The 22405-nt window shown below is 65.3% G+C and carries 18 protein-coding genes and 1 pseudogene; 11 read left to right on the forward strand and 8 right to left on the reverse strand.

The genetic code is table 11. The annotated features are described in order from the left end of the window. The first annotated feature begins 59 nt into the window (after positions 1-59). A complete protein-coding gene (locus ACOQPC_RS12820) occupies positions 60-404 on the forward strand; it encodes a CC_3452 family protein (RefSeq protein WP_420606113.1) in 345 nt (114 codons plus the stop codon). Between the two features lie 111 nt (positions 405-515). Next, positions 516-2612, forward strand: a complete 2097-nt coding sequence (locus tag ACOQPC_RS12825; protein ID WP_420606114.1) for a RelA/SpoT family protein — start codon at positions 516-518, stop codon at positions 2610-2612. 18 nt (positions 2613-2630) lie between these two features. Here the strand turns inward: ACOQPC_RS12825 and ACOQPC_RS12830 are convergent, their stop codons facing one another. The 6 genes from ACOQPC_RS12830 to ACOQPC_RS12855 form a co-directional block, all read right to left on the reverse strand. Next, positions 2631-3353 (reverse strand): GIN domain-containing protein, encoded by a 723-nt coding sequence (locus tag ACOQPC_RS12830; protein ID WP_420606115.1) that lies wholly within the window; start codon positions 3351-3353, stop codon positions 2631-2633. A gap of 86 nt (positions 3354-3439) precedes the next feature. Further along, positions 3440-4210, reverse strand: coding sequence for a head GIN domain-containing protein (locus ACOQPC_RS12835; RefSeq protein WP_420606116.1), 771 nt, complete (start codon positions 4208-4210; stop codon positions 3440-3442). Between the two features lie 142 nt (positions 4211-4352). Continuing rightward, positions 4353-4886 (reverse strand): CarD family transcriptional regulator, encoded by a 534-nt coding sequence (locus tag ACOQPC_RS12840; protein WP_420606117.1) that lies wholly within the window; start codon positions 4884-4886, stop codon positions 4353-4355. Between the two features lie 250 nt (positions 4887-5136). After that, positions 5137-5475 carry a ferredoxin FdxA gene (gene fdxA, locus ACOQPC_RS12845; protein ID WP_420606118.1) on the reverse strand — a complete coding sequence of 113 codons (339 nt, stop codon included), beginning with the start codon at positions 5473-5475 and terminating at the stop codon, positions 5137-5139. A 206-nt stretch (positions 5476-5681) separates the two neighbouring features. Then, on the reverse strand, positions 5682-5951 hold the full coding sequence (locus ACOQPC_RS12850) for an RNA-binding S4 domain-containing protein (RefSeq protein WP_420606119.1): 270 nt from the start codon (positions 5949-5951) through the stop codon (positions 5682-5684). Further along, on the reverse strand, positions 5952-8750 hold the full coding sequence (locus ACOQPC_RS12855) for a helicase-related protein (protein ID WP_420608142.1): 2799 nt from the start codon (positions 8748-8750) through the stop codon (positions 5952-5954). A 787-nt stretch (positions 8751-9537) separates the two neighbouring features. On the opposite strand from ACOQPC_RS12855, the gene ACOQPC_RS12860 reads away from it, so the two are divergent. From ACOQPC_RS12860 to ACOQPC_RS12875, 4 genes are all read left to right on the forward strand, one after another. Continuing rightward, a complete protein-coding gene (locus ACOQPC_RS12860) occupies positions 9538-11094 on the forward strand; it encodes a M23 family metallopeptidase (protein WP_420606120.1) in 1557 nt (518 codons plus the stop codon). Between the two features lie 128 nt (positions 11095-11222). Next, positions 11223-12224, forward strand: coding sequence for a porphobilinogen synthase (hemB, locus tag ACOQPC_RS12865; protein WP_420606121.1), 1002 nt, complete (start codon positions 11223-11225; stop codon positions 12222-12224). A gap of 159 nt (positions 12225-12383) precedes the next feature. After that, positions 12384-14663, forward strand: coding sequence for a hypothetical protein (locus ACOQPC_RS12870; RefSeq protein WP_420606122.1), 2280 nt, complete (start codon positions 12384-12386; stop codon positions 14661-14663). A 17-nt stretch (positions 14664-14680) separates the two neighbouring features. Then, positions 14681-15235, forward strand: a complete 555-nt coding sequence (locus ACOQPC_RS12875) for a gamma carbonic anhydrase family protein (protein WP_420606123.1) — start codon at positions 14681-14683, stop codon at positions 15233-15235. Between the two features lie 107 nt (positions 15236-15342). Here the strand turns inward: ACOQPC_RS12875 and ACOQPC_RS12880 are convergent, their stop codons facing one another. Then, positions 15343-17688, reverse strand: coding sequence for a putative bifunctional diguanylate cyclase/phosphodiesterase (locus tag ACOQPC_RS12880; protein WP_420606124.1), 2346 nt, complete (start codon positions 17686-17688; stop codon positions 15343-15345). An 84-nt stretch (positions 17689-17772) separates the two neighbouring features. Then, entirely contained in the window at positions 17773-19500 is a 1728-nt protein-coding gene (locus ACOQPC_RS12885) for a fatty acyl-AMP ligase (protein WP_420608143.1), read from the reverse strand. Between the two features lie 157 nt (positions 19501-19657). Here ACOQPC_RS12885 and ACOQPC_RS12890 point away from each other — a divergent pair, with 157 nt between their 5' ends. The 5 genes and pseudogenes from ACOQPC_RS12890 to ACOQPC_RS12910 all read left to right on the forward strand — a co-directional run. Next, positions 19658-20212 carry a regulatory protein RecX gene (locus ACOQPC_RS12890; protein WP_420606125.1) on the forward strand — a complete coding sequence of 185 codons (555 nt, stop codon included), beginning with the start codon at positions 19658-19660 and terminating at the stop codon, positions 20210-20212. 182 nt (positions 20213-20394) lie between these two features. Further along, positions 20395-20979, forward strand: coding sequence for a cold shock domain-containing protein (locus ACOQPC_RS12895; protein ID WP_420606126.1), 585 nt, complete (start codon positions 20395-20397; stop codon positions 20977-20979). Next, positions 20979-21506 (forward strand): DUF192 domain-containing protein, encoded by a 528-nt coding sequence (locus ACOQPC_RS12900; protein ID WP_420606127.1) that lies wholly within the window; start codon positions 20979-20981, stop codon positions 21504-21506. The genes ACOQPC_RS12895 and ACOQPC_RS12900 overlap by 1 nt, the downstream gene beginning before the upstream one ends. A 51-nt stretch (positions 21507-21557) precedes the next feature. Continuing rightward, positions 21558-21956, forward strand: coding sequence for an NADH:ubiquinone oxidoreductase subunit NDUFA12 (locus tag ACOQPC_RS12905; RefSeq protein WP_420606128.1), 399 nt, complete (start codon positions 21558-21560; stop codon positions 21954-21956). Positions 21957-22123: 167 nt separating this feature from the next. Then, positions 22124-22378, forward strand: a pseudogene (locus ACOQPC_RS12910) (DUF2155 domain-containing protein); the annotation flags it as partial. Positions 22379-22405: the final 27 nt, after the last annotated feature.

Below are 22405 nucleotides of genomic sequence, written 5' to 3' on the forward strand. Positions count from 1 at the left end.
AGGTAGTGATTCGCAACCTAACAAGATGCGTCAAGCCTATCGCAGAACAGGATACGCCCATGCGAAATGCCCTCTCCCACTACGGTTCCAGGCTCGGTGTGCTCGTCGGAGCCGCCTTGCTTTCCACGCTCCTGCTCGTCGCCGCGCCGCAGGCGCATGCCGCGTCCGACACCGCGTTCTACCGCGCCGAACTCGTCTCGCCGGTCGAGATGCGCCTCGCGGTGGTGCGCAATGCCATGTTCCTATGCGACGGCACGTCGTGCATGGGCAGTAAGGCCAACAGCCGCGCCAATATCGTGTGCGCCTCGTTCGTGCGCGAATTCGGCGTGGCCGCCAGCTTCACCGCCGACGGCAAGGCGCTGGACGCCGAGGCGTTGGCCAAGTGCAACGCACGCGCCGGCTGAGCCCGCCATCCGTCCGGTCTCTCCGCCGGACGCAACTGGAGCGCGCCGGAACCTGGCTTCCGGCGCGCTTTTTTGTTGCATAGCGGCGCGGCGGCCTCATCTTGAGGAACGATGCTGCGGCAATATGAACTGGTCGAGCGCGTGCGCGCCTATCACCCGTCGGTCGACGAGGATCGGCTGAACCGCGCCTATGTGTTTTCGGTCGCCAAGCATGGCAGCCAGAAGCGCGCCAGCGGCGATCCCTATTTCAGCCACCCGATCGAAGTCGCCGGTCTGATGACCGACCTCAAACTGGACGAGGACACGATCATCACCGCCCTGCTCCACGACACGGTCGAGGACACGCTGACCACGGTCGAGGAGATCGGCAGCAAGTTCGGCGGCGATGTCGCCCGGCTGGTCGATGGCGTGACCAAACTCTCCAAGATCGAGGCGCAGACCGAGGACGAGCGCGCGGCCGAAAACCTGCGCAAGTTCCTGCTCGCTATCTCGGACGACCTGCGCGTCCTGCTGGTGAAGCTGGCCGACCGGCTGCACAACATGCGCACGCTGCATTATGTGCCCTCGGAGGATAAACGCCGCCGGATCGCGCGCGAGACCATGGATATCTACGCCCCGCTCGCGGAACGCGTCGGCATGTACGAATATATGCGCGAGATGCAGCTGCTCGCGTTCGAGCAGCTGGAACCGGACGCGCACAAGACGATCACCGGCCGGCTCGCGCAAATCCGCGCCGATGGCGGCGACCAGCTCACTGCGGTGGCCAATTCCATCGCCTTCGCGTTGGAGGAAAAGGGCGTGGAGGCCGAGGTCGAGGGCCGCGAAAAGCATCCTTATTCGATCTGGAAGAAGATGCAGGAACGCCATGTCAGTTTCGAGCAGCTGACCGATATCATCGCCTTTCGCATCGTCACCGAAAACGTTGCCGATTGCTACCAGGCGCTCGGCGTGCTCCACAGCCGTTGGAAGATGGTGCCGGGCCGGTTCAAGGATTATATCTCCACGCCCAAGCGCAATGGCTACAAGTCGATCCACACCACCTTGATGTTCGACCGGAATCGACGCGTCGAGGTGCAGATCAGGAGCCGCGACATGCACCGCGACAGCGAGGTCGGCCTCGCCGCGCATTGGGGATACAAGCAGCACGAGCGCCCCGACGGTCAGGCCAGCTGGATCCGCGATCTCGTCGACATTCTCGAGACCAGTCACGATGCCGAGGAACTGCTCGAACACACCCGCATGGCGATGTATCAGGACCGCATCTTCGCCTTCACGCCAAAGGGCGCGCTGCATCAGCTGCCCAAGGGCGCCACGCCGATCGATTTCGCTTACGGCGTCCACACCGATCTGGGCGACCGCACCGTCGGCGCCAAGATCAACGGCCGCCATGTGCCCCTGAGAACGCCGATCGAGAATGGCGACATGGTCGAGATCCTGAAATCGGACAAGCAGGAGCCGCAGCCGAGCTGGCTGAGCTATGTCACCACCGGCAAGGCGCGCGCCGCGATCCGCCGATACGTGCGCCATCAGGAGCGCGCCGAGATGATCCAGCTCGGCCGGATGATGTATGACGAGATCGCCGGGCGGCTGCCCGCCAAGATCGGCAAAAAAGCGCTGGCCGCGACGCTCGAGCGGCTGGATTACAGCAGTGAAGACGAACTGATGCACGCCATCGGCATGCGCAAATTGTCCGACCGCGATCTGATCGAGGCGCTCATCCCGGGCCATTCGGCCGACTGGGCCGAGCGCGACTATCCGGGGCAGGACCGCGCCATCTCGATCCGCGGTCTGACGCCGGGGGTCGCCTATGAGCTGGCCAATTGCTGCCTGCCGGTGCCGGGCGACCGCATCGTCGGCCTGCGCCGCAAGGGCGAGATGGTCGAAGTCCACGCGATCGACTGCGCGCGGCTCGCCGACGGTCAGGACGCCGACTGGATCGACCTGCGCTGGGGCGAGGGCAGCGAAGGCGCCGCCGCGCGGCTGCGCATCACGGTGCATCATCGGCCCGGCGCGCTGGCCGAGGTCGCCGGTATCTTCGGTTTGCACAAGGCGAACATCCTGAACCTGCGGCTGACCGCGCGCGACGACCCGTTCCAGACCTTCGAGATCGACCTGGAGGTCTATGACCTCCAACATCTCATGCGGATTATTTCTGCCGTCCGCGCATCGGACGCGGTGGCGCAGGCAGACCGCGTCTACGGAGACTGAAGCCCTACCCCGCCCCCGTCAGGGCTGCCGCAAATCCTTGCCATTACCGCAGACGATCCGCGCCGAGCCGGTCGAGCGGATATCGCAATCGGCATCGCCCGCAATATCGATCTGCCCGGTGCCGTTGTTGAAGACGCGCGCGAATTCCTCGACCATCACCATGCTCGTCGCCGGACCGCTATGGTTGAGATCGAGCCGGTCCAGTGTCAATCCGCCAGCCTGCCAATTGGCCGGACCATTGAGTTGCACCTCCGCCTCGCGCGCCGAGCCGCCATTCATCGCCACCGTGCCCGCGCCGACCACATTAATGTAAAGCTGATCGGCCTCGACGTCGCCAACGGTCACCTGCCCGTTCCCGGTCACCAGCACCCGCACGCTGCGGTCTTCCAGCGCGCCCGCCTCGACCACGCCATTGCCTTTCAGCACGATCTCCGACAGCCGCCGCGTGGCCAGGTGGATCACCACCGGACCATCGTTAGCGGTTTCGTTATGAGCGGTCCGTACGGGCGATACCAGCCGCGCGGTCAGCGTGTTGCCGCTGCGCACCAGTCGCACCCGGTCGAGCTGGTCTTGCGTCCCCGACGCCTTGGCACCGGGCGAGGCGTCGGTGGCGATCTCGACGACGATATCGCCCTCGACCACGATCCGATCGAACCCGCCGAGCACGAAGCTGCGCTCCTTCGCAGAAGCCGGCGCTGCGAGGATGAGCGCCAAGGCGAACCCGAGTGGAATTCTGAGCATGATCGATTATCCGCTGCAAAAGCTGAACGAGCGGCGATCATGACGCAATACGGGTTCCGGGGCAAAGATTTCCGCCTCGCGCTACCTTATGAAGGGGAGCTTGGATTTCCGCAGTGCAGCTTGCCCGAGCCCATTGAGGACAGTTTGCATCTGGCATTGCCGACCACGTCCACGTCGCCCGAGCCCATGATGGCTGCGTCGACCATGCCGTCGGACCGCAGTTTCACATTGCCGGACCCGGCGATCGAGACGTCGCTCGCATCGGTCATCATGCGGCCGGCATCGATATCGCCCGATCCGGCCACCGAGAAATCGCTGCTTTTGGCCTGGCCCGCCAGAATCATCCCGCCCGATCCGGCCATGCTCGCGTCGAGCTTGTCCGTCTGCACCTCGGCGACCCGGACCGTACCAGAACCGGCGACGGAGATATCGACGCTGGGGCCGGTCATCCGGTCCGCCTCGATCGGGCCGGAACCGGCGGCGCTGACCGAACGCAGCGACGGAGCGGTGACATAGATCGTGGCGGCGCCCTTGTCCTTCCAGCTTCCATTCTGCCGGCCGACCTGGATCGACCCGTCCTTCATCCGGTATCGCAGATGGCTCAGCACGTCAGCGGGTGCCTCGGCGCGGATCGAATAAGCCTGGCCGGTGGTGAAGACCACCTTGTCAGGGCCGAGCGCGCCCAGCCCGTCAAAGGCGGCGACCTCCACGGTCTGCGCGGTGATCGGCTCGCCGTCGTCGAGATCGCTGTAGCCCATGTGCGACACGTCCTCGGCGGCATCGAACACCGAATAGCCGCAGCCGGAGATCGCCAGAAAAAAAACCGCGACGGGTGTTAGGAGCAAATGCTTTCTCATCGATCGATCCTCTCACTGTGTTAGCCGATTAATACAATGGATCGCGATGCCGCGCAAGCGCGCTTGTCGATGAACGCACGTCGCTGGCCGAAACGAAAAAGGGCGCCGGTAAGCGCCCTTTTTCATTCGATATGTTCCCCGCTCAGGCTTCGTCGGGCTGGTCGTAATATTGCGGCGCGGCCTCGTTGAGAATCCCGAGGATCTTCTGCAAAGCGGTCGGCTCGTCGGTCTTTTCCATCGCCGCGAGCTCGCGCGCGAGACGGCTCGACGCAGCCTCGAAGATTTGCCGCTCGGAATAGCTCTGCTCGGGCTGGTCGTCGGGGCGGAACAGATCGCGCGTCACTTCGGCGATCGAGACGAGGTCGCCCGAATTGATCTTGGCCTCATATTCCTGCGCGCGGCGCGACCACATGGTGCGCTTGACCTTGGGCTTGCCTTTCAGCGTCTCCATCGCCTGCTTGAGCGTCTTGTCGCTCGAAAGCTTGCGCATGCCGACGCTTTCCGCCTTGTTGGTCGGAACGCGCAGCGTCATCTTCTCCTTTTCGAAGCGCAGGACATACAACTCCAGCTGCATGCCGGCGATCTCGTCATTCTGCAATTCGACGACGCGGCCCACACCATGTTTGGGATAAACCACATAGTCGCCGACATCGAAGAGGACCGCACTGGACGCCATAAAAGAACCTTTCGCAAAGGAGGAGCGAAGCGCGCGCTGGGCCGGGCTGCGCCGCTGAGCTCATGATCGAGTGATTATAACCCTGTAAACGGGGACCCACGACGAAAAGACGCATGGACAGCGGCTTCCGTTTCACATAGCAATGTAACAGATTCGAAAGAATATTTCTAGCCCCTGTTCGATTGCAACAGGGCGGTAAATAAATGCAACCGAGACAGAATGTTACTCCAAGCCGAAGCGAAGCCTGCGCTCAGTCGCCTTCGCCAGGATCGGGCGAAAAATATTTGTCGAACTTGCCGTCTTCGCCCTTATGCTCGTCGGCATCAGCAGGCGCTTCCCGGCTAACCGTGATGTTGGGCCATTCGGCGCTGAACCTGGTGTTGATCTCGAGCATTTTCTCCAGACCGTCCTCGGTGTCCGGCAGAATCGCCTCGGCCGGGCATTCCGGCTCGCACACGCCGCAGTCGATACATTCGCTGGGATTGATCACCAGCATATTGTCGCCCTCGTAGAAGCAATCGACGGGGCAGACCTCGACGCAGTCCATATATTTGCATTTGATGCAGGCTTCGGTGACGACATAAGTCATGGATTGCGGCTCCGGGAGATACAGACGGTTCAACGTTCTGCTATGGGGAGGGCGGCGTCCAAGTCAATGCCTTGGAGGTTCCAAGGCGATGCAACCCGCCGTCCCTGCGAAGGCAGGGCCCCATCTCGCGTCAGTAGAACCGGTAATGCCAGTTGCGAGCAACGCTTCCATCGGACAGGCTCCGGCCTTCGCAGGAGCGACGGAGGTTAGATTTCCTCATAACAGCTCCCAGCCTCCGCCGGCGGCCCGCGCCGCGCGGGCAGTGCCACCACCCGGATCACCCGCACCGCCTCGCCGATGGGTAAGGAGATGACATCACCAGGCCGCACGCAGGCACTGCCACGCTCGACCCGGCGTCCGTTGAGGCGGATATGGCCGGCGGCGACGATCGCCTGCGCGCGCGTGCGGCTCTTGGCGAATCGGAGAAACCAGAGCAATTTGTCGACTCTCAGCTCGGGCCGCAGTTGCGGCTCCACTCAGCTTCGGCCCGTCAGCCGCGCCAGCTGCTCGGCGAGCGCGCCCTGCGGCGCACTGCCGCCCGCGGAAGCCGAAGCCTTCGGTCCGCCGTTCTCTAAACCCTTTCCACGGCCTTTCTCATGATGCTTCGGCCCGGCCCCGCCACCTTTGCGCGCATGGTCGCGCCCGGGCTTCGGCAGACCGACCCAGCGATAGCGCGGCACCGGACAAGCCGGGGTTTCGGACGAGGGCGACGCTGCTTCGGTCGCCGGTGGCGTTTCACTGGCGGCAGCGCCGTCGGCCGCGTCGACTTCGTCGCCCCCTGTCACGCTCGCCGCGGGGTCCGTTTCCGGAGCCTCGACCGCCGCCGGTTCTTCGTCGGCTACCGGAGCAGGCACTTTCGCCGTCGCTTCGACGGGCCTAGCGGATGGCAGACGGTGGAAGCCCGCATCGCGCATCAGCAAGTCAAAAGCTTTTTCGCTGAGGCCGAGCGAAGTCGGCAGCGCCAGATCGATGTCGAAATCACGGTCCTTGCCGCGCGCCTCATGCGCCTTTTTCGCCAGCCGCTCGACCAGATCGATGCGCAAATGCTCGGTGCCGAAGCGGCGATAGCCCGCATTGCGGCAGTCGCGCGCATTGGCGAAGCGCCAGTCGCTCAGGTGCACCGCGCTCTCCGGCGGAAGCTCCGGCATCGGCTTGCCCGTCATCACCGCGTCGAGCGCGCTGCGCCAGCGCGCCGCGCCGGGTTTCAGCGCCAGATGGTGGTAGATGTCGAGCGCGCCGAAGACGATGCCCGCCTTGCGCGCCGCGGCCCGCTGGTCCTTGTCCAGCGCATGTACCGCGCCCGCCACCTCGGCTCGCGCGGCCACCCCGCCCTGTTCGGCGAGCTGGATCGCCAGCGCGCGCACCGGGCCCGGCGCATGGACGCTCTGCGACAACGCCAGCAGCGCGGTGACCCCGCCGAGGTGTTTTTCGATACGGGCGGCGAGCCACGTTTCGGCGCGCTCGACCACGGCGGCAAGGTCTGCGCCCTCGAGACAACCAAGCGCCTTGGCCGATCTGAACGCAGGCTGGAGCAGCGTCTTGCCCGGTTCCAGCACGCCAAGCTCGCCGCCGCGCCACAGGATCGCGGGATGCCCCGAACCACCGGCTTCCAAGGTAAAGTCCTCGTCGCCCGACTGGGCCAGTTCGCCAGCTTTCTGCGTCATCAATCCTCCGAGATGTCGTTCGGCAGCCGCCAGCAGCAGGCGGCTTTCGCCGGCCCGCGCGCCCGGCACCGGGGCAAACCGGAAACCGTTCAGCGTGCCGATCTCCTCGCCATCAACCAGCACCATGCCGGATTCGTCAAGCGAAACGGGCAACAGCGCGGCATCCTTGCCCAGCTTGCGCAGCAAAACGGAGGTGCGCCGGTCCACGAAGCGTTGCCTGAGGCGATCGTGCAGCGCGTCCGACAGCTTCTGCTCCAGTTCGCGGGTGCGTGTCGCCATTTCCGCGCGGTCCTCCACCCAGTCCGGCCGGTGCGCGATATAGGACCATGTGCGCGTCGCCGCGATCTTCTGCGCCAGCGCCTCGACATCGCCGCGCATGTCGTCGAGCCGGGCGATCTCCTGCGCCACCAGTGTACGGGGCATCACACCCACCCCAAGATAGGTCCACAGCCGCGCCACGAAGCGGGCGTGATGATCCGGCCCGACCTGCCGGAAATCGGGCAATGACGCCGCCGCCCACAACCGCCGCAGTCCGGCCTGCCCCCGCGCGCTGGCCATCACCTCGCCGCTGTCTGCCAGCCGCTTGAGCACGGCCAGATCAATCGCTTCTGGCGCCGCCTTCAACACGGCATCCCGTGGCTTCGATTCCAGATCGCCGATCAGCGTGGCGATATCGGTGAAGCGCGGATCGCTTTCGCGCCAGTAGAGGTTTCGGAGCGGCTTGAAGCGATGCTCCTCGATCGCCTCGATCTCTTCGGGGGTAAACTCGCCGCCCTCACCCGCCAGCACCCCGAACGTTCCGTCGGTCTGGTGCCGCCCCGCGCGCCCGGCGATCTGCGCCATTTCGGGCACCGTCAGCCGCCGCCGTCGATGCCCGTCGAACTTGTGCAGCGAGGCAAAGGCGACATGGCGCACGTCGAGGTTCAGCCCCATGCCGATGGCGTCCGTCGCCACCAGATAATCGACCTCGCCTTCCTGGAACATGCGCACCTGCGCGTTGCGGGTGGAGGGCGACAGCGCGCCCATCACCACCGCCGCGCCGCCCGCGAAGCGCCGCAGCATCTCGGCCACGGCATACACCCCCTCGACCGAGAAGGCGACGATCGCCGAGCGGCGCGGGAGGCGCGACAGCTTTTTCGATCCGGCATAGCTCAGCGTCGAAAAGCGCGGGCGGGTGACGATCTCGGCTTCCGGCAGCAAATGCCGGATCATCGGCCTGAGCATGTCCGAACCCAGGATCATCGTCTCCTCGCGGCCCCGCGCGCGCAACAGCCGGTCGGTGAAGACATGGCCGCGCTCCGGATCGGCGCCCAGTTGCGCCTCGTCCAGCGCGACGAAGCCTAACTGTTTGTCGAGCGGCATCGATTCGGCGGTGCACAGATACCAGCGCGCATCAGGCGGCTCGATCTTCTCCTCGCCGGTGATCAGCGCGACACGGCTTTCGCCCTTCATCGCCACCACGCGGTCGTAGACCTCGCGCGCCAGCAGCCGCAGCGGGAAGCCGATCATGCCGGAAGAATGCGCGGTCAGCCGCTCGACCGCGAGATGGGTTTTGCCGGTGTTGGTGGGTCCAAGCACGGCGGTGATCGGGGATGTGTCGAACTCGGCCATCTTGCTGGCTGCCAAGATCGGGCGATGCGCGGCGAAATGCAAGCGAAGCGACCTTCGGGACATGTTCCGGTCCCTCAAGCTGGCCACTCAAAAGAGCCCGCGATCGTGACCGCAGGTGACAAAGCCCGCCACGAGCGGCGCCGGTCCCGAGAAGCGTTACGAAGCGGAAAATGCGCTTAACCTGTCAAAGTTTCCCGTATACGGCCGTTTGGAAAAAACCTTTCGCAACTGGCTGTAAGTTTAAGGCGATCATGTGCTTTGCAAACCCAGTCGGATGGAAATTCAGAAACGGCATAGCTCCGTCTTTCTTTGTGCCTCATGGCGATCCCGCCCGAGACCCCGGCTTTCGCTGGGGTGACGAAAAAATGACGCTGGGGTGACGAAAAAGGAAACGGGTTTGCAAGGTACATAATCGCCAACTTTAAGCAGGCGGGAACAGGTTGACGGCTGGGACGCAGGTATTTCATAACCCATATGGTTAGCATATGCCGTCCAGGTAGGAAAGCTTTTTCCGAGGCATCCAATTCCGAGGAAAACGATTACTCCGCCGTCGCGCGCGGCGCTCGGTTCGAGCCATAGCGGGACGGGCTTTCGGTCGGTCCGCCGCCGATGCGCGTCCGCCGGTCCCCAACCGCATCGGTTCCGTCTCTCGTCTCCCGGCGGGCACGGCTCGCCGCAAGAGCGAGTGTGTTCGCCGCCGATTAAATTGACTTTAACCCTGATCCGCCACAATCGCTGGCTCATTGGAGGCCGAATGGCGGGGAGCCGTTCGCGAAAGGGTTCGGGGTTGTTCAAGGAACGCGAAGAGTTTCCGATCGGCGGAGCGGGCGCGGCGGCGCTGTCGCTCGGCGATGCGGTTGCGTTCCAAGCCCCCGCCCCCAATAAATTCCGCGAGCGCGTCAACGGCTTGCCGCTGTTCGAACTGGCGGTGGATCTCGGCGAGGACATCGGATCGCTGGCATGGTGGCGCGGGCTGGCCACGATGTTGCTGCTCGCCGCCGGCGCGATCGCGCTGCGCCCCGGCTTCGAGCCGTTCTACGGCGCCCAGCCCGACATGTTGACCGGCGATGCCTTCCAGGAATCGCGCGCCTATATGATCATGCCGCTGGCTTACGGCGCGGACACCGGGCGCCATATGGCGGCGACCGACGCGGTGGTCCCGTTGAAGGCCAGTCCCGAACGCCCCCAGATCGACATCACCGCCACGCTCGGCCGCGGCGACAGCTTCGAGCGCGTGCTGAAACGCGCCGGCGTGGGCGGCGACGATGCCGCCAAGGTCGAGGCGATGGTCGGCCAGGCGATGACGACCTCCGATATCGAGCCGGGCACCCGCATCGACATGATACTTGGCCGCCGCAGTTCCAGAACCCAGCCGCGGCCGCTCCAAAGCCTCGCCTTCCGCGCGCGCTTCGATCTCAACCTCTCGGTCGAGCGGGTCGACGGCGCGCTGCGGCTGAAACGCGATCCGATCAAGGTCGACGATACGCCCCTGCGCGTGCGCGGCAGCGTCGGCGGATCGCTCTACCGTTCCGCCCGCGCCGCCGGAGCGCCCGCCGATGCGGTACAGAAATTCCTGCAGGTGATCGGCGGGCAGATGGCGATCGGCGCGATCCGCTCCTCGGACGAGTTCGATCTCGTGGTCGATTATCGCCGCGCCGAAACCGGCGAAGTCGAGGTCGGCGATTTGCGCTATGCGGGGCTGTCGCGCGACGGCAAGGACAAGGTGCAGATGCTGCGCTGGACCAGCGGCGGCAGCACCCAATGGTTCGAGGCTTCGGGCGTCGGCAAGACCCGCGGCGAAATGCTGCGGCCCGTAAACGGCTCGGTCACCTCCGGCTTCGGCCGCCGGTTCCATCCGGTGCTGGGCTATGCCCGCATGCACAGCGGCGTCGATCTGCGCGCGCATTATGGCGATCCGATCTACGCCGCCGCCGACGGCACGGTGACCTATTCGGGACGCCATGGCGGCCACGGCAATTATGTGAAGCTCCAGCACAGCGGCGGCATCGCCACCGGCTATGCCCATATGAGCCGCATCGCCGCGCGCAGCGGCCAGAGCGTCCGGCGCGGGCAGATCATCGGCTATGTCGGCTCGACCGGCCTGTCGACCGGCCCGCATCTGCATTACGAGCTGTATCGCGGCGGCCGCGCGGTGAACCCGTTGTCGGTCAAATATATCGAGCGCGCGCAGCTTTCCGGCCAGGACCTCGTCAATTTCAAGGCGCAGCTCAGAAGCTTCAAGGCGGTCAAGCCCGGCGCGGCGCTGGGCCAGTTCACCACCGCGCGCAGCGAAGCCAGGCCGCTGCGCGAGATCGACCGGCTGGAGCATAAGGGCGCGGCCTGATCCGCTAAACGCGGCTTGAGGCGGATGCCCGCTTCCGATATGCGCCAGTCTCAGAGATCGTTGACAGGTCCGTTCCCGGCGGTGAGTTTCCCTGCTGGACCCCGGCCTTCGCCGGGGAAGATTTCGTTATGGCCATGCCCGTTCACTCCGCCTACCCCGCCACCCGCCTGCGCCGCACGCGCTCGGCCGCCTGGAGCCGCGACATGGTGCGCGAAAACCGGCTGCACCCGAGCGACCTGATCTGGCCGCTGTTCATCGCCAATGGCGACACGCAAGAACCCGTCGCCAGTCTGCCCGGCGTCTCGCGCATTCCGCTTTCGGGGCTCGCCGACAAGGCGAAAGAAGCGATCGACCTCGGCATTCCCTGCCTTGCTTTGTTCCCCCACACCCCGCCGGGTCGCCGCAACGAGGACGGCGGGGAGGCCGCCAATCCCGACAATCTGATGTGCGGCGGCATCCGCGCGATCAAGGATGCGGTGGGGGACGCCATCGGTGTGCTCACCGACGTCGCGCTCGATCCCTATACCAGCCACGGGCAGGACGGGTTGCTCGACGAGGCGGGCTATGTCGTCAACGACGCCACCGTCGACGCGCTGGTCGGCCAAGCGCTCAACCAGGCGGCGGCTGGGTCGGATATCGTCGCCCCGTCGGACATGATGGACGGGCGCATCGGCGCGATCCGCGAGGCGCTGGAGCAGGAGGGCCATGCGAACGTCCAGATCATGGCCTATGCCGCCAAATATGCCTCCGCCTTCTACGGGCCGTTTCGCGATGCAGTGGGTTCGGGCGGGCTGCTGAAAGGCGACAAGACAAGCTATCAGATGGACCCGGCCAACGCGTCCGAGGCGATGCGCGAGATCGCGCTCGACATCGCCGAGGGCGCCGACGGCGTGATGGTGAAGCCGGGCCTGCCCTATCTCGACATCGTGCGGATGGCGGCGGACCGCTTCGAGCTGCCGGTCTACGCCTATATGGTGTCGGGCGAATATGCGATGATCGAGGCGATGGCCGCGGTCGGGGCGGGCAATCGCGACGCGCTGCTGCTGGAGATACTGACCGGCTTCAAGCGCGCCGGAGCCAGCGGCGTGCTGACCTATCACGCGCCGGTGGCGGCGAAGCTGATCGGGTGATGGGGGCAACCTTAATCTCCCCTCCCGCTTGCGGGAGGGGCCGGGGGTGGGCGCGAGCAAAGCGAGCACCGGCCTGTCATTCGTCAAACCCGGCATCGAGCCGGGTTCGTCGATGCCCACCCCTGACCCCTCCCGCAAGCGGGAGGGGAAATAGATAGCATGGCCACCCTCGCCGACACCGAAACCGCCCCCGCCCCCACCGCCCTCGCCGGGCAACGCTGGCTGTTCATCGTCACCATCCTGACCGGCAGCTTCTTGCTGTTCCTGATCCAGCCGATGCTCGCGCGCATGGCGCTGCCAAGGCTCGGCGGGGCGCCGGCGGTGTGGAACAGCGCCATGCTGGTCTATCAGGCGTTGCTGCTGGCGGGCTATGCCTATGCGCACCGCATCGCCGCGCTCGGGCGGCGCACCCAGGCGGGCATCCATATCGGGCTGTTCGCGCTGGCGCTCTTGTGGCTGCCGGTGGGCCTCGCCGGCTTCCAGCCGCCGACGGGCGCCGCCACCGCGATCTGGGTGCCGTGGCTGCTGCTCGCCTCGATCGGGCCGCTGTTCTTCATGGTCTCGGCGCAGGCCCCGCTGATGCAGCGCTGGTATGCGCTGTCGGGGCAGCGGGGCGAGCCCTATGCGCTCTACGCCGCGTCCAATTTCGGCAGCTTCGCCGGGCTGATCGCCTATCCGCTGCTGGTCGAGCCGATGCTGACGCTGAACGCGCAAAGCACGCTGTGGTCCGCGCTCTATGTGGCGCTGCTGCTGCTGGTCGCGGCCTGTGGCTGGGCGCTGGTGCGCGCCGCGGTGCCGATCGGGCAGCCGGACCATTCCGCAGAGATCGCGACCACCCCGGCCCCCGCCCTGCATGAAAAGCTGCGCTGGGTACTGCTCGCCGCCATCCCTTCCGGGCTGATGCTGTCGACCACCACGCATCTCACCACCGATCTCGTCGCGATGCCGCTGATCTGGGCGATCCCGCTCGGGCTGTATCTGCTAAGCTTCACCGTCGCCTTCGCTGTCCGCCGCGCGCCGACCAAGGCCATCACTCTTCTCACCCCCTCCGTCCTCCTGCTGTGCGGCGCGCTCGCCTTCATGACGCCGGGCAACGCGGTGCTGGTGCAATTGGGCTCCAGCCTGGTCCTGCTGTTCGCGGTCGCCGTCGCGCTGCACGGCGAGATGTACCGCACCCGCCCCGCGCCCGAGCATCTCACCAATTTCTATCTGATGATGTCGATCGGCGGCGCGCTGGGCGGTCTGTTCTGCGCGCTGATCGCGCCGCTGGTCTTCGACTGGACCTGGGAACATCCGATCCTGATCCTCGCCGCCGCCGCGCTGATCCCGCAGCGCCGCCTGTTCTCGATCGGCGAGGAGGAGATTTTCGGGCCGACCGGCATGCGCCGCGTGTCGATCGGGATCGGCCTGCTCGCGCTCGCGGTGGCGCTGTATATCGCACTGAAACTGCCGCTCGACATCGGCACCGAGCGCATCCTGCTGCTCGGCGTCGTGATCGCGCTGGGCGTGCTCGTGATCGGCCAACGGCTGGGCTATGTCATCGTGGTGGCGGCCCTGCTCATCGCCAATGGCGGGCTGTATAATGCGCAGCTCAGCTGGGACGGACTGCGCACGCGCAGCTATTTCGGCATCTACAGCGTGAACGCCAGCGAGGACCGGCGGCTGCGCTGGCTCTCGCACGGCACCACGATGCACGGCATGCAGCTGATGGAAGACCCGACGCGGCCGATCAGCTATTATGGCGCGACATCCGGGGTCGGCCTCGCTTTTTCCCGGGCGAACGAACTTTACGGCCCGCGCGCCTCGATCGGCGTGGTCGGGCTCGGCACCGGCACGCTCGGCTGCTATCGGCGCGAGGGGCAGGACTGGCGCTTTTTCGAGATCGATCCCACCGTCATCGGACTGTCGAAAAACGGCGGCTATTTCAGCTATCTCGATCGCTGCGCTCCAAACGTGCCGATCAAGATCGGCGACGCGCGGCTGACCATCGCCAAGGCCGCCCCCGGCAGCATCGACATGCTGGCGGTCGACGCCTTCTCTTCGGACGCGATTCCGGTGCATCTGCTGACGCGGCAGGCGTTCGACGTTTACGCGCGCGCCCTATCCCGGGACGGCATGCTGCTGATCCACATATCGAACCGCTATATCGATCTCGAACCGGTGCTGGCAGCCGAGGCCGGGGCGCGCGGCTGGGCGATCGCGAAACGCAGCGATTACACCGGCAACGCCGAAGAGGCCGATGGCCTGCGCGCCTCGCACTGGGTGGCGATCAGCCCGAGCGCGGCCAAATTGCGCGCGCTCACCGGGCCGATCAACGCGGGCGAACCGATCGCCTTTACCCAGCCCGACTGGTCCCCGATCGAACGGCGCGAGGGTTTTACCCGCTGGACCGACGATTTCGCCTCGATCCTGCCGCTGATGCACTTGTGGAGACGATGATACCCATGGAAACCGGAATGAAACGCCCAGACGTCACCATCGCCGCATTCAACGGCAAGGCGCCGCGCATCCATGACAGCGCGTTCATCGCGCCCGGCACGCGCATCGTCGGCGACGTGCGGATCGGGCCGGAAGCCAGCATCTGGTACAATTGCGTGCTGCGCGCCGACGTCAGCCGCATCGTCATCGGCGCGCGCAGCAATGTGCAGGACGGCAGCGTGATCCATTGCGACGGGCCGATGCCGGGCCATCCCGACGGCTTCCCCACGATCATCGGCGAGGATGTGCTGATCGGCCATCTGGCGATGGTCCACGGCTGCGTCTTGAACGACCGCGCATTCGTCGGGCTGGGGGCGATCGTGATGGACGGCTGCGTGGTCGACAGCGATGCGATGCTCGGTGCCGGCGCGCTGCTGCCGGAAGGCAAGCATATCGGCGCGGGCGAATTATGGGTCGGACGGCCGGCGAAAAAGGTTCGCGATCTGTCCGAGGAAGCAATAGCGGGGATGCGTGCGGGCGCCGCGCATTATGTGGAAAACGCAAAGGCGCACAAGGCAGCGCTGGCGGGTTAGTCCGGCGCGCATGGCAGTATTTTCTGCTCGTCATCCCAGCGAAAGCCGGGGTCTCGGGCGGTAGCTTCTAAAGGCACCCCTTCAATGTCGAGGATCACGCTCAGTGATCAGGCGACGTCCATGTCCGACTGGTGGAACAGCGCGGAGGCATCCTCGAAGCTCATCGGGCGGCCGAAATAATAGCCCTGGATTTTCTTGCAGCCCAGCGCCTGGATCATCTTCAGCTCGTCCTCATTCTCCACCCCTTCGGCGGTGGTCGACATGCCGAGGCTGTCCGCCATGGCAACGACGGCGCGGATGATGGCGATGCTTTCGGGCACATTATTGGCCGCGCCCTGCACGAAGCTGCGGTCGACCTTGATCGTATCGAACCGGGTCTTGCTGAGATAACCGAGCGAGGAATAGCCGGTGCCGAAGTCGTCGAGCGACAATTTGATGCCCAGATCGAGCACCCGCGCCAGCATCTTTTCGGCCATGCCGCCGCGCACGAAGATGCTCTCGGTCACCTCGATTTCCAGCCGCCGGGTCGGCAGTCCGCTCTTTTCCAGCGCGCCGGTGACGGTATCGATGAAGTTGGGCACGGTGAGCTGATCGGCCGAGACGTTGACCGCGACGTTGACCATGTCGGGCCATTGCGCCGCATCGCGGCAGGCCTGCGCCAGCACCCATTCGCCGATCGATGCGATCAGCCGCGTGTCCTCGGCCAGCGGAATGAACTTGGCCGGAGAAACGGGGCCGAATTTCTCGCTGTTCCAGCGCAGCAGCGCCTCGAAACCGGTGACGATATATTCCTCGGCATCGACCACGGGCTGATATTGCAGATAAAGCTCGCCGCGCTCGAGCGCCTTGCGCAGCTCGATCTCCATCACGCGCCGCTCCTCGGCATCGGCATGGAGGCTGGGCTGATAGAGCGTGTGGCTGCCGCCGCCCGCATCCTTCGACCGGTAGAGCGCCAGATCGGCGCTGCGCATCAGCATTTCCACGGTCTTGCCGTCGCGCGGGCCGACCGCGGCGCCGACGCTGGCGCCGATGAACAGCGTGTGCTGGTCCACCTCGTAAGGCTTGGACAGCACCTCGATGATGCGATCGGCGAGGCGCGTGACATAGGCGCTGTCGCTGCCGTCCTTGACCACCACCGCGAATTCGTCGCCGCCGAGCCGTCCGCACAGCTCATTCTCGCTCATGATCGACTGCAATCGCTTGGACACGCGGCCCAGCAGCCGGTCGCCGACCGGGTGACCCAGCGTATCGTTGACCGCCTTGAACCGGTCGAGATCGATCATCAGAAAGCAGCAGCGCGAACGCCATTTGTCCGCCTCGCGCATCGCCTCGCCCAGCGATTCGGTGAGCTGCAAGCGATTGGGTAGCCCCGTCAGCGTATCGAAGCGCGCGAGATGCGATATCTTCTTCTGGCTTTCCTGCTGCGTCGTCACGTCCGATCCGACGCCGCGAAAGCCCAGGAAATTGCCATCCTCGCCCAGCCGCGGCGATGCCGACAGCTCCCACCACAACTGACGATCGCCCAGATACACCGGGACCAGCAGATTGCTGAACGGCTCGCGCTTGTTGAGCTTATCGGCCAGCATGTGCAGCGCGGCCGGGAAATCGCCGCTCTCCCACGCCTCGCCGGCGACCAGCTGCAGCAGCGGCAGGCCGTCGATCTCCGCGGCGTCGCGGCCGAGCGCATAAGCGAACCGCGGCGAGACCCGGGCGACGCGGCGCGCGGTGTCGGTCTGCCACAGCCAGTCGGCCCCGCTGTCCTCGAACTCGCGCAGCAGCAGGCTGACGGTTTCGTTTTTTTCCTGCAGATTGATCCGCGCCAGATCGGCGCCGACATGGTTGCGCGCCGATTGCAACGCGGCGATGATGAGCAGCAGGCTCACGCCCATGCCGCACGCTGCCATGATCGGCGCGCCGGCCAGCACGAAAGCGGCGGCGGCGCAAAGCCCCGTGACCGACACCAGGATCATCGTCGCCAGCGGTACCGCGGCGACCACCGTGGCCGAGCCCACCAGCATCAAGAGGATGATCGAGTAGAGGATCACCAGCTGCTCGATCGAGCCGTAAAGCCCGATATAGAGCAAGGCGGCGGCCCAGAGCAGGCTGGGCAGGATCGCCTGCAGCTGGATGCGCTGCAATTCGCGCAGGCTCACCGATTTACGATCGGCGAAATCTCCGCGCAGCACCGATCGGTAATTGTGCAGTTGCATGACGGCCATCGCCAGCGACCAGCCGGCGATCAGCAGGATATTCTCGGCGCGAAAGAAGACCATGCCGATCGTCAGCACCGCCAGCAGATTGGCGGCCAGCCGCAGCAGGGCGTTGGCGCGCATGCCGCGCATCTGGACCGCGCGGACGTGGCCCCAGTCCATCTCGTCGGAGCGGGCTATGCCCAACAACGCGCGCATCGGCGCGCCATGGGCCTGACCCATATCGGAAAGCAACTCGGTCACGGGCGTGATTGTAACCGCCAGTCCTTACCCAATGGTAAGCCCGGCGCCGATTAGCCAAAGAATTTTACCGCGCGGCGCGGCGCCTCAGGCGGCGATCGCATAAGGCTGGATTTCGCCCGAGAGATAGAGGTTGCGCGCCTTGGCCCGGCTCAGCTTGCCCGAACTGGTGCGCGGCAACGTGCGCGGGGGCACCAGCTCGACCACGCAGTTCATGCCGATCACCGAGCGGATCTTTTCGCGGATCGCATCGCGCAGACGTGCGCGCTCGGCATCGTCCGAGGTGCGGCACTGCACCAGGACCGCAGGCGTTTCCTCGCCGCCCGGCGTGGTGATCGCAAAGGCGGCGATGTCGCCGGCCTTGAAACCGGCGAGCTGTTCGACCGCCCATTCGATGTCCTGCGGCCAATGGTTCTTGCCGTTGATGATGATCATGTCCTTGGCGCGGCCCACGATGTAGACATAGCCACCGGATAGATAGCCCATGTCGCCGGTATCGAGCCAGCCATCGACAAGACAGGAGGTGGTGGCCTCCTCGTCGCGGAAATAGCCGTCCATCACCGAGGAGCCCTTGCACCACAGCTTGCCGACCGAGCGTTCGGGCAAAACCTCATTGCTGTCCGAGCGGATTTCGATCGCCATGCCCAGCACCGGCTTGCCGCAATTGACGATCGAGCGGTAGCGCACCGGGCGACCGTCCTCGCCATGTTCGCCGCTGAGTTCGGTCTCCTCGACCAGTTCGACGACGATGCCTTCGCCGGGCGGCATGATCGAGACCGCCAGCGTGGCTTCGGCCAGGCCGTAGCTGGGCAGGAAGGATTTGGAATTGAAGCCCGCTGGCGCGAACGCATCCGTAAACGCCTGCATCACATCGGGCCGAATCATGTCCGCGCCGTTGCCCGCCACGCGCCAATGCGACAGATCGAAGCGCTCGGAAACCTTGGACTGGCTGCCGATGCGGCGCGCGCAGATATCGTATCCAAAGGTCGGCGAATAGCTCAGCACGGTACCGTCGGCGGCCGCGATCATGTCCAGCCAGGCCAGTGGACGCCGCGCGAAATCCTCGGTCTTCAGATAATCGGTCGAAACCTGATTGGCGACGGGCGACAGGAAACAGCCGACCAGTCCCATGTCATGATACCAGGGCAGCCAGGATATGCAGCGGTCGCTGTCCTGCAATTCCATGCCGTGCCCATGCGCGGCGAGATTGCTCAACACCGCTGCGTGAGAAACCGCGACGCCGTGCGGAAAGCGGGTGGAACCGCTGGAATATTGCAGATAGGCGATGTCTTCACCGGTCGCCCGCGGAAGCGCGGTATCGCTCTCCGGCGCGCCGGCGAAATCTTCCCAGCTGGACGCAATCACGCCGCACGCCTTTGCCGCCGTGCCCGCCATTTCGGCCAACTCCGCCGGATAGAGCAGGATGGCCGCGTCGCAGCTTCCAAGCTGGACCGAAATCTGGTCGACATAATGATCGCGCCCGCCAAAACTCGTCGGCAGCGGCAGCGGCACCGGCCACGCCCCGGCATAGACCGCACCGAAAAACAGGGCAGCGAACGGCGCGCCGGTCTCGGCGATCAGCGCGACGCGGTCCTTGGGTTTCACGCCCGCCTCGATCAGGCGCCGCGCGGCCGCCAGCGCGTCCTCGCGCATCTCGCGATAGGGATAGGGCCGCGCCAACTGCCCGCGCATATCGTGGAAATTCAGGCCGCGATCCCCGCGCGCGGCATAATCGAGCGCTTCGCCCAATGTGCCGAAGTCGGAAAAACGCCGTTTCAGACTGTCGCGCGTCGGGGTGGCAACCAGTTCGTTCATATATGTCTCAACCTTTGATCGGCCTTCGCCATGGTCCGGCTCGGCCTCCCCTCCACGCTCGTTCAGCGGAAAGTCGCGGGCATAAAATTGCTCCATGCACTGCACTATGCGGGGCTTACAAGTTCAAAATCCGGCCTGCTTATGGCAGGAAGGTGGCGTGCGTAACAATGTGCCATCGTCTGACAAGCCCCGCCGACCGCTCAGGCCACTCGACGAGGGACGTTTGCGCGAACTCGCGATCCGCTATGTCGGGCGCTATGCGACGACCCGTTTCAAGCTGGCCGCCTATCTGGCGCGCAAGCTGCGCGAACGCGGCTGGGAGGACGGGCAACCGGTCGATCTCGAGGCGCTGGTGGCGAAGATGGACGATCTCGGCTTCGTCGACGACGAGGCTTATGCCGGGGCCAAGGCGCGCGCGCTCACCGCGCGCGGCTATGGCGCGCGCCGCGTCGCGCAGGCGCTGTACGTTGCGGGGGTCGGCGATGAAGATCGCGCCGAGGCGGAGGAGGGCGCGCGCGCCGCCGCCTTCGACAGCGCGCGCAACTTCGCGCGCAAACGACGCTTCGGTCCGTTCGCTGCGGAGGCTGCCGAGCCGGATCGTCGCCAGAAGCAGATCGCTGCCTTCCTGCGCGCCGGCCATGATGTCCGGTTGGCGCGGCGATTCGTCGATTCGGCCCCGGGTTGCGTCCCCGAAGCGGAAGACGATGCATGACGTTCAATGTATCGTTATCGAAAAACAGTGTTTCGGGAAGAAATTTGAAATATCTCGCCGATCCTCGATTTTCGTGATAAACAGGCAAACTAAACACAGATCAGTCGCCGGCTGATGGTTGTTGCGTCCTGCCCCGTTGGCGCGGCGTAATGGGCGTAAGACGAGCAAAGGAGCGCGAGGCCATGGCGCTGGAAAGCAGACCGGCAGAGATGTATTCTGAGGACCCCCGCAACGAAGCCTCCGGCGACAAGCAGACCGACGTCATGCAGGCCGCCGGGCAGATCAAATGGTTCGATCGCCGCCGCGGCTTCGGTTTCATCGTGCCCGACGACGGCGGCGAAGACATCTTGATCCATTGCTCCACGATCGAGCCGCACGGCCGCCGCGACCTGCCCGAGGGATGCGACGTTGCATGCGCCTTCCGCCAGGGTCCCAAGGGACGCCACGTCGTGACGCTGGTTTCGTTCGACCTCGAATGCGCCGACCAGAGCGACCTTGCGCTGCGCCATAGCGAACCGAGGCTGCGCGCGATCGACAGCGATGCCGATTTCGTCGCCGCCAAGGTCAAATGGTTCAGCCGGGTGCGCGGCTACGGTTTTCTCGAAGCGGAGGATGTCGAGGAGGATATCTTCCTGCATATGGAAACGCTGCGCGAAGCCGGTTTCGGTCCGGCCAGCCCCGACGACCAGTTGATGGTTCAAGTCGGTGACGGCAAGAAGGGCCCGCTCGCGATCACCGTCCGTCAGGACCACCGACTGCTCAGCTGATGATGTCGTCACGCTGGATGTTCGCAGCGCTGCTGCTGCTCGTTACCGGTTGTTCGTCGCCTGCGGCGCACAACGGCGATGCCGCCAGCGCCAAAAGCGCCTCCGGCTGCGATGCCGGAGCGGCGCTACCCGATTCGGATGCCGCGTTGAAACAAATTCGGCTGTGCATCGACACCGGCAAGAGGATCCTGCCCTTCGCCGTCGAGCTTGCCGATACGCCCGAGCAGCAGGCGCGCGGCCTGATGTTCCGCACCGAGCTGGCGGACGACAAGGGCATGCTGTTCCCCTTCCCGCGCGAGCGCGTGGCCAGCTTCTGGATGAAGAACACGGTGATCCCGCTCGATCTGATCTTCGTGCGGCGGGGCGGCACGATCGAGAGCATTGCCGCCGACGCCATCCCCTACGACACCTCCCCGCATGCGTCGGGCGAACCGGTGATCGCAGTGCTCGAACTGCGCGGCGGGCTGGCGGCTGAAAAAGGGATCGAGGCGGGCGACAAGGTGCTTTGGGCCGCGAACGAGCGTTAATCCTTGCATCGCCCATTGCGCGCATCGCCGCACCGCCTTAATCGGTCCCCCATGTCTTTCTTCGGCAAAATCTTCACCTGGTGGAACGGCGCCACCATCGGCACCGCGCTCTACAATTCGATGCATGGCACCCGCGTGGGGGAGGACCATCAGGGCAATGTCTATTTCCGCGAACCCGCCAAGCGCGCCCTGGCCGAGCGGCGCTGGGTGATCTACAACGGTGCCAACGACGCCAGCCGGGTGCCGCCCGAATGGCATGGGTGGTTGCACGGCACGTTCGACGAGGAACCGGAAAGCTATCTGCCCCCGGCGCGCATCTGGGAGAAGGAACCGACCGGAAATCTCACCGGCACACCGAACGCCTATCGCCCCGCCGGCGCGCTGGAAAAAGGCGGCCACCGCGCCCGCGCCACCGGCGATTACGAGGCCTGGACCCCCGGCGACGCATGAACCGCGCCGCTGCCCTGGCTTCTGCCGCGCTGCTTCTCGGCGCTGTCGCCTTGCTCTCGGGCTGCGGCGACGCGAATGAGATGCCGAACGCGCAGCCCACGTCCAAGGCGCAGGCGTCGAAAGACGAGGACGCGGTGATGCCTGTCACCAAAGGCATCGGCACGCCGATGGCCGAACGCGTGGCCGTGATCGGCTTCCTCAACAAGCGCAACGGCAAGAGCCAGGATTACGAGCTGAAGCCCGGCGAGTCGGTGCGCATCGGCAATCAGGCGATCATCCGCCTGCGCGCCTGCGAAAAGACCGCGCCATGGGAAACCTATGCCGATGCCGGCGCGTTCCTGCAGCTGTTCGTCAACGCCAAGCGCAGCGGGCAGACCGGGCCGGACCGGTTCGGTCGCCGCTTCTCCGGCTGGCTGTTCAAGAATCACCCTGCGGCCAACGTCGTCGAG

The organism is Novosphingopyxis sp. (assembly GCF_965218915.1).
In the GTDB taxonomy this organism is placed as follows: domain Bacteria; phylum Pseudomonadota; class Alphaproteobacteria; order Sphingomonadales; family Sphingomonadaceae; genus Novosphingopyxis.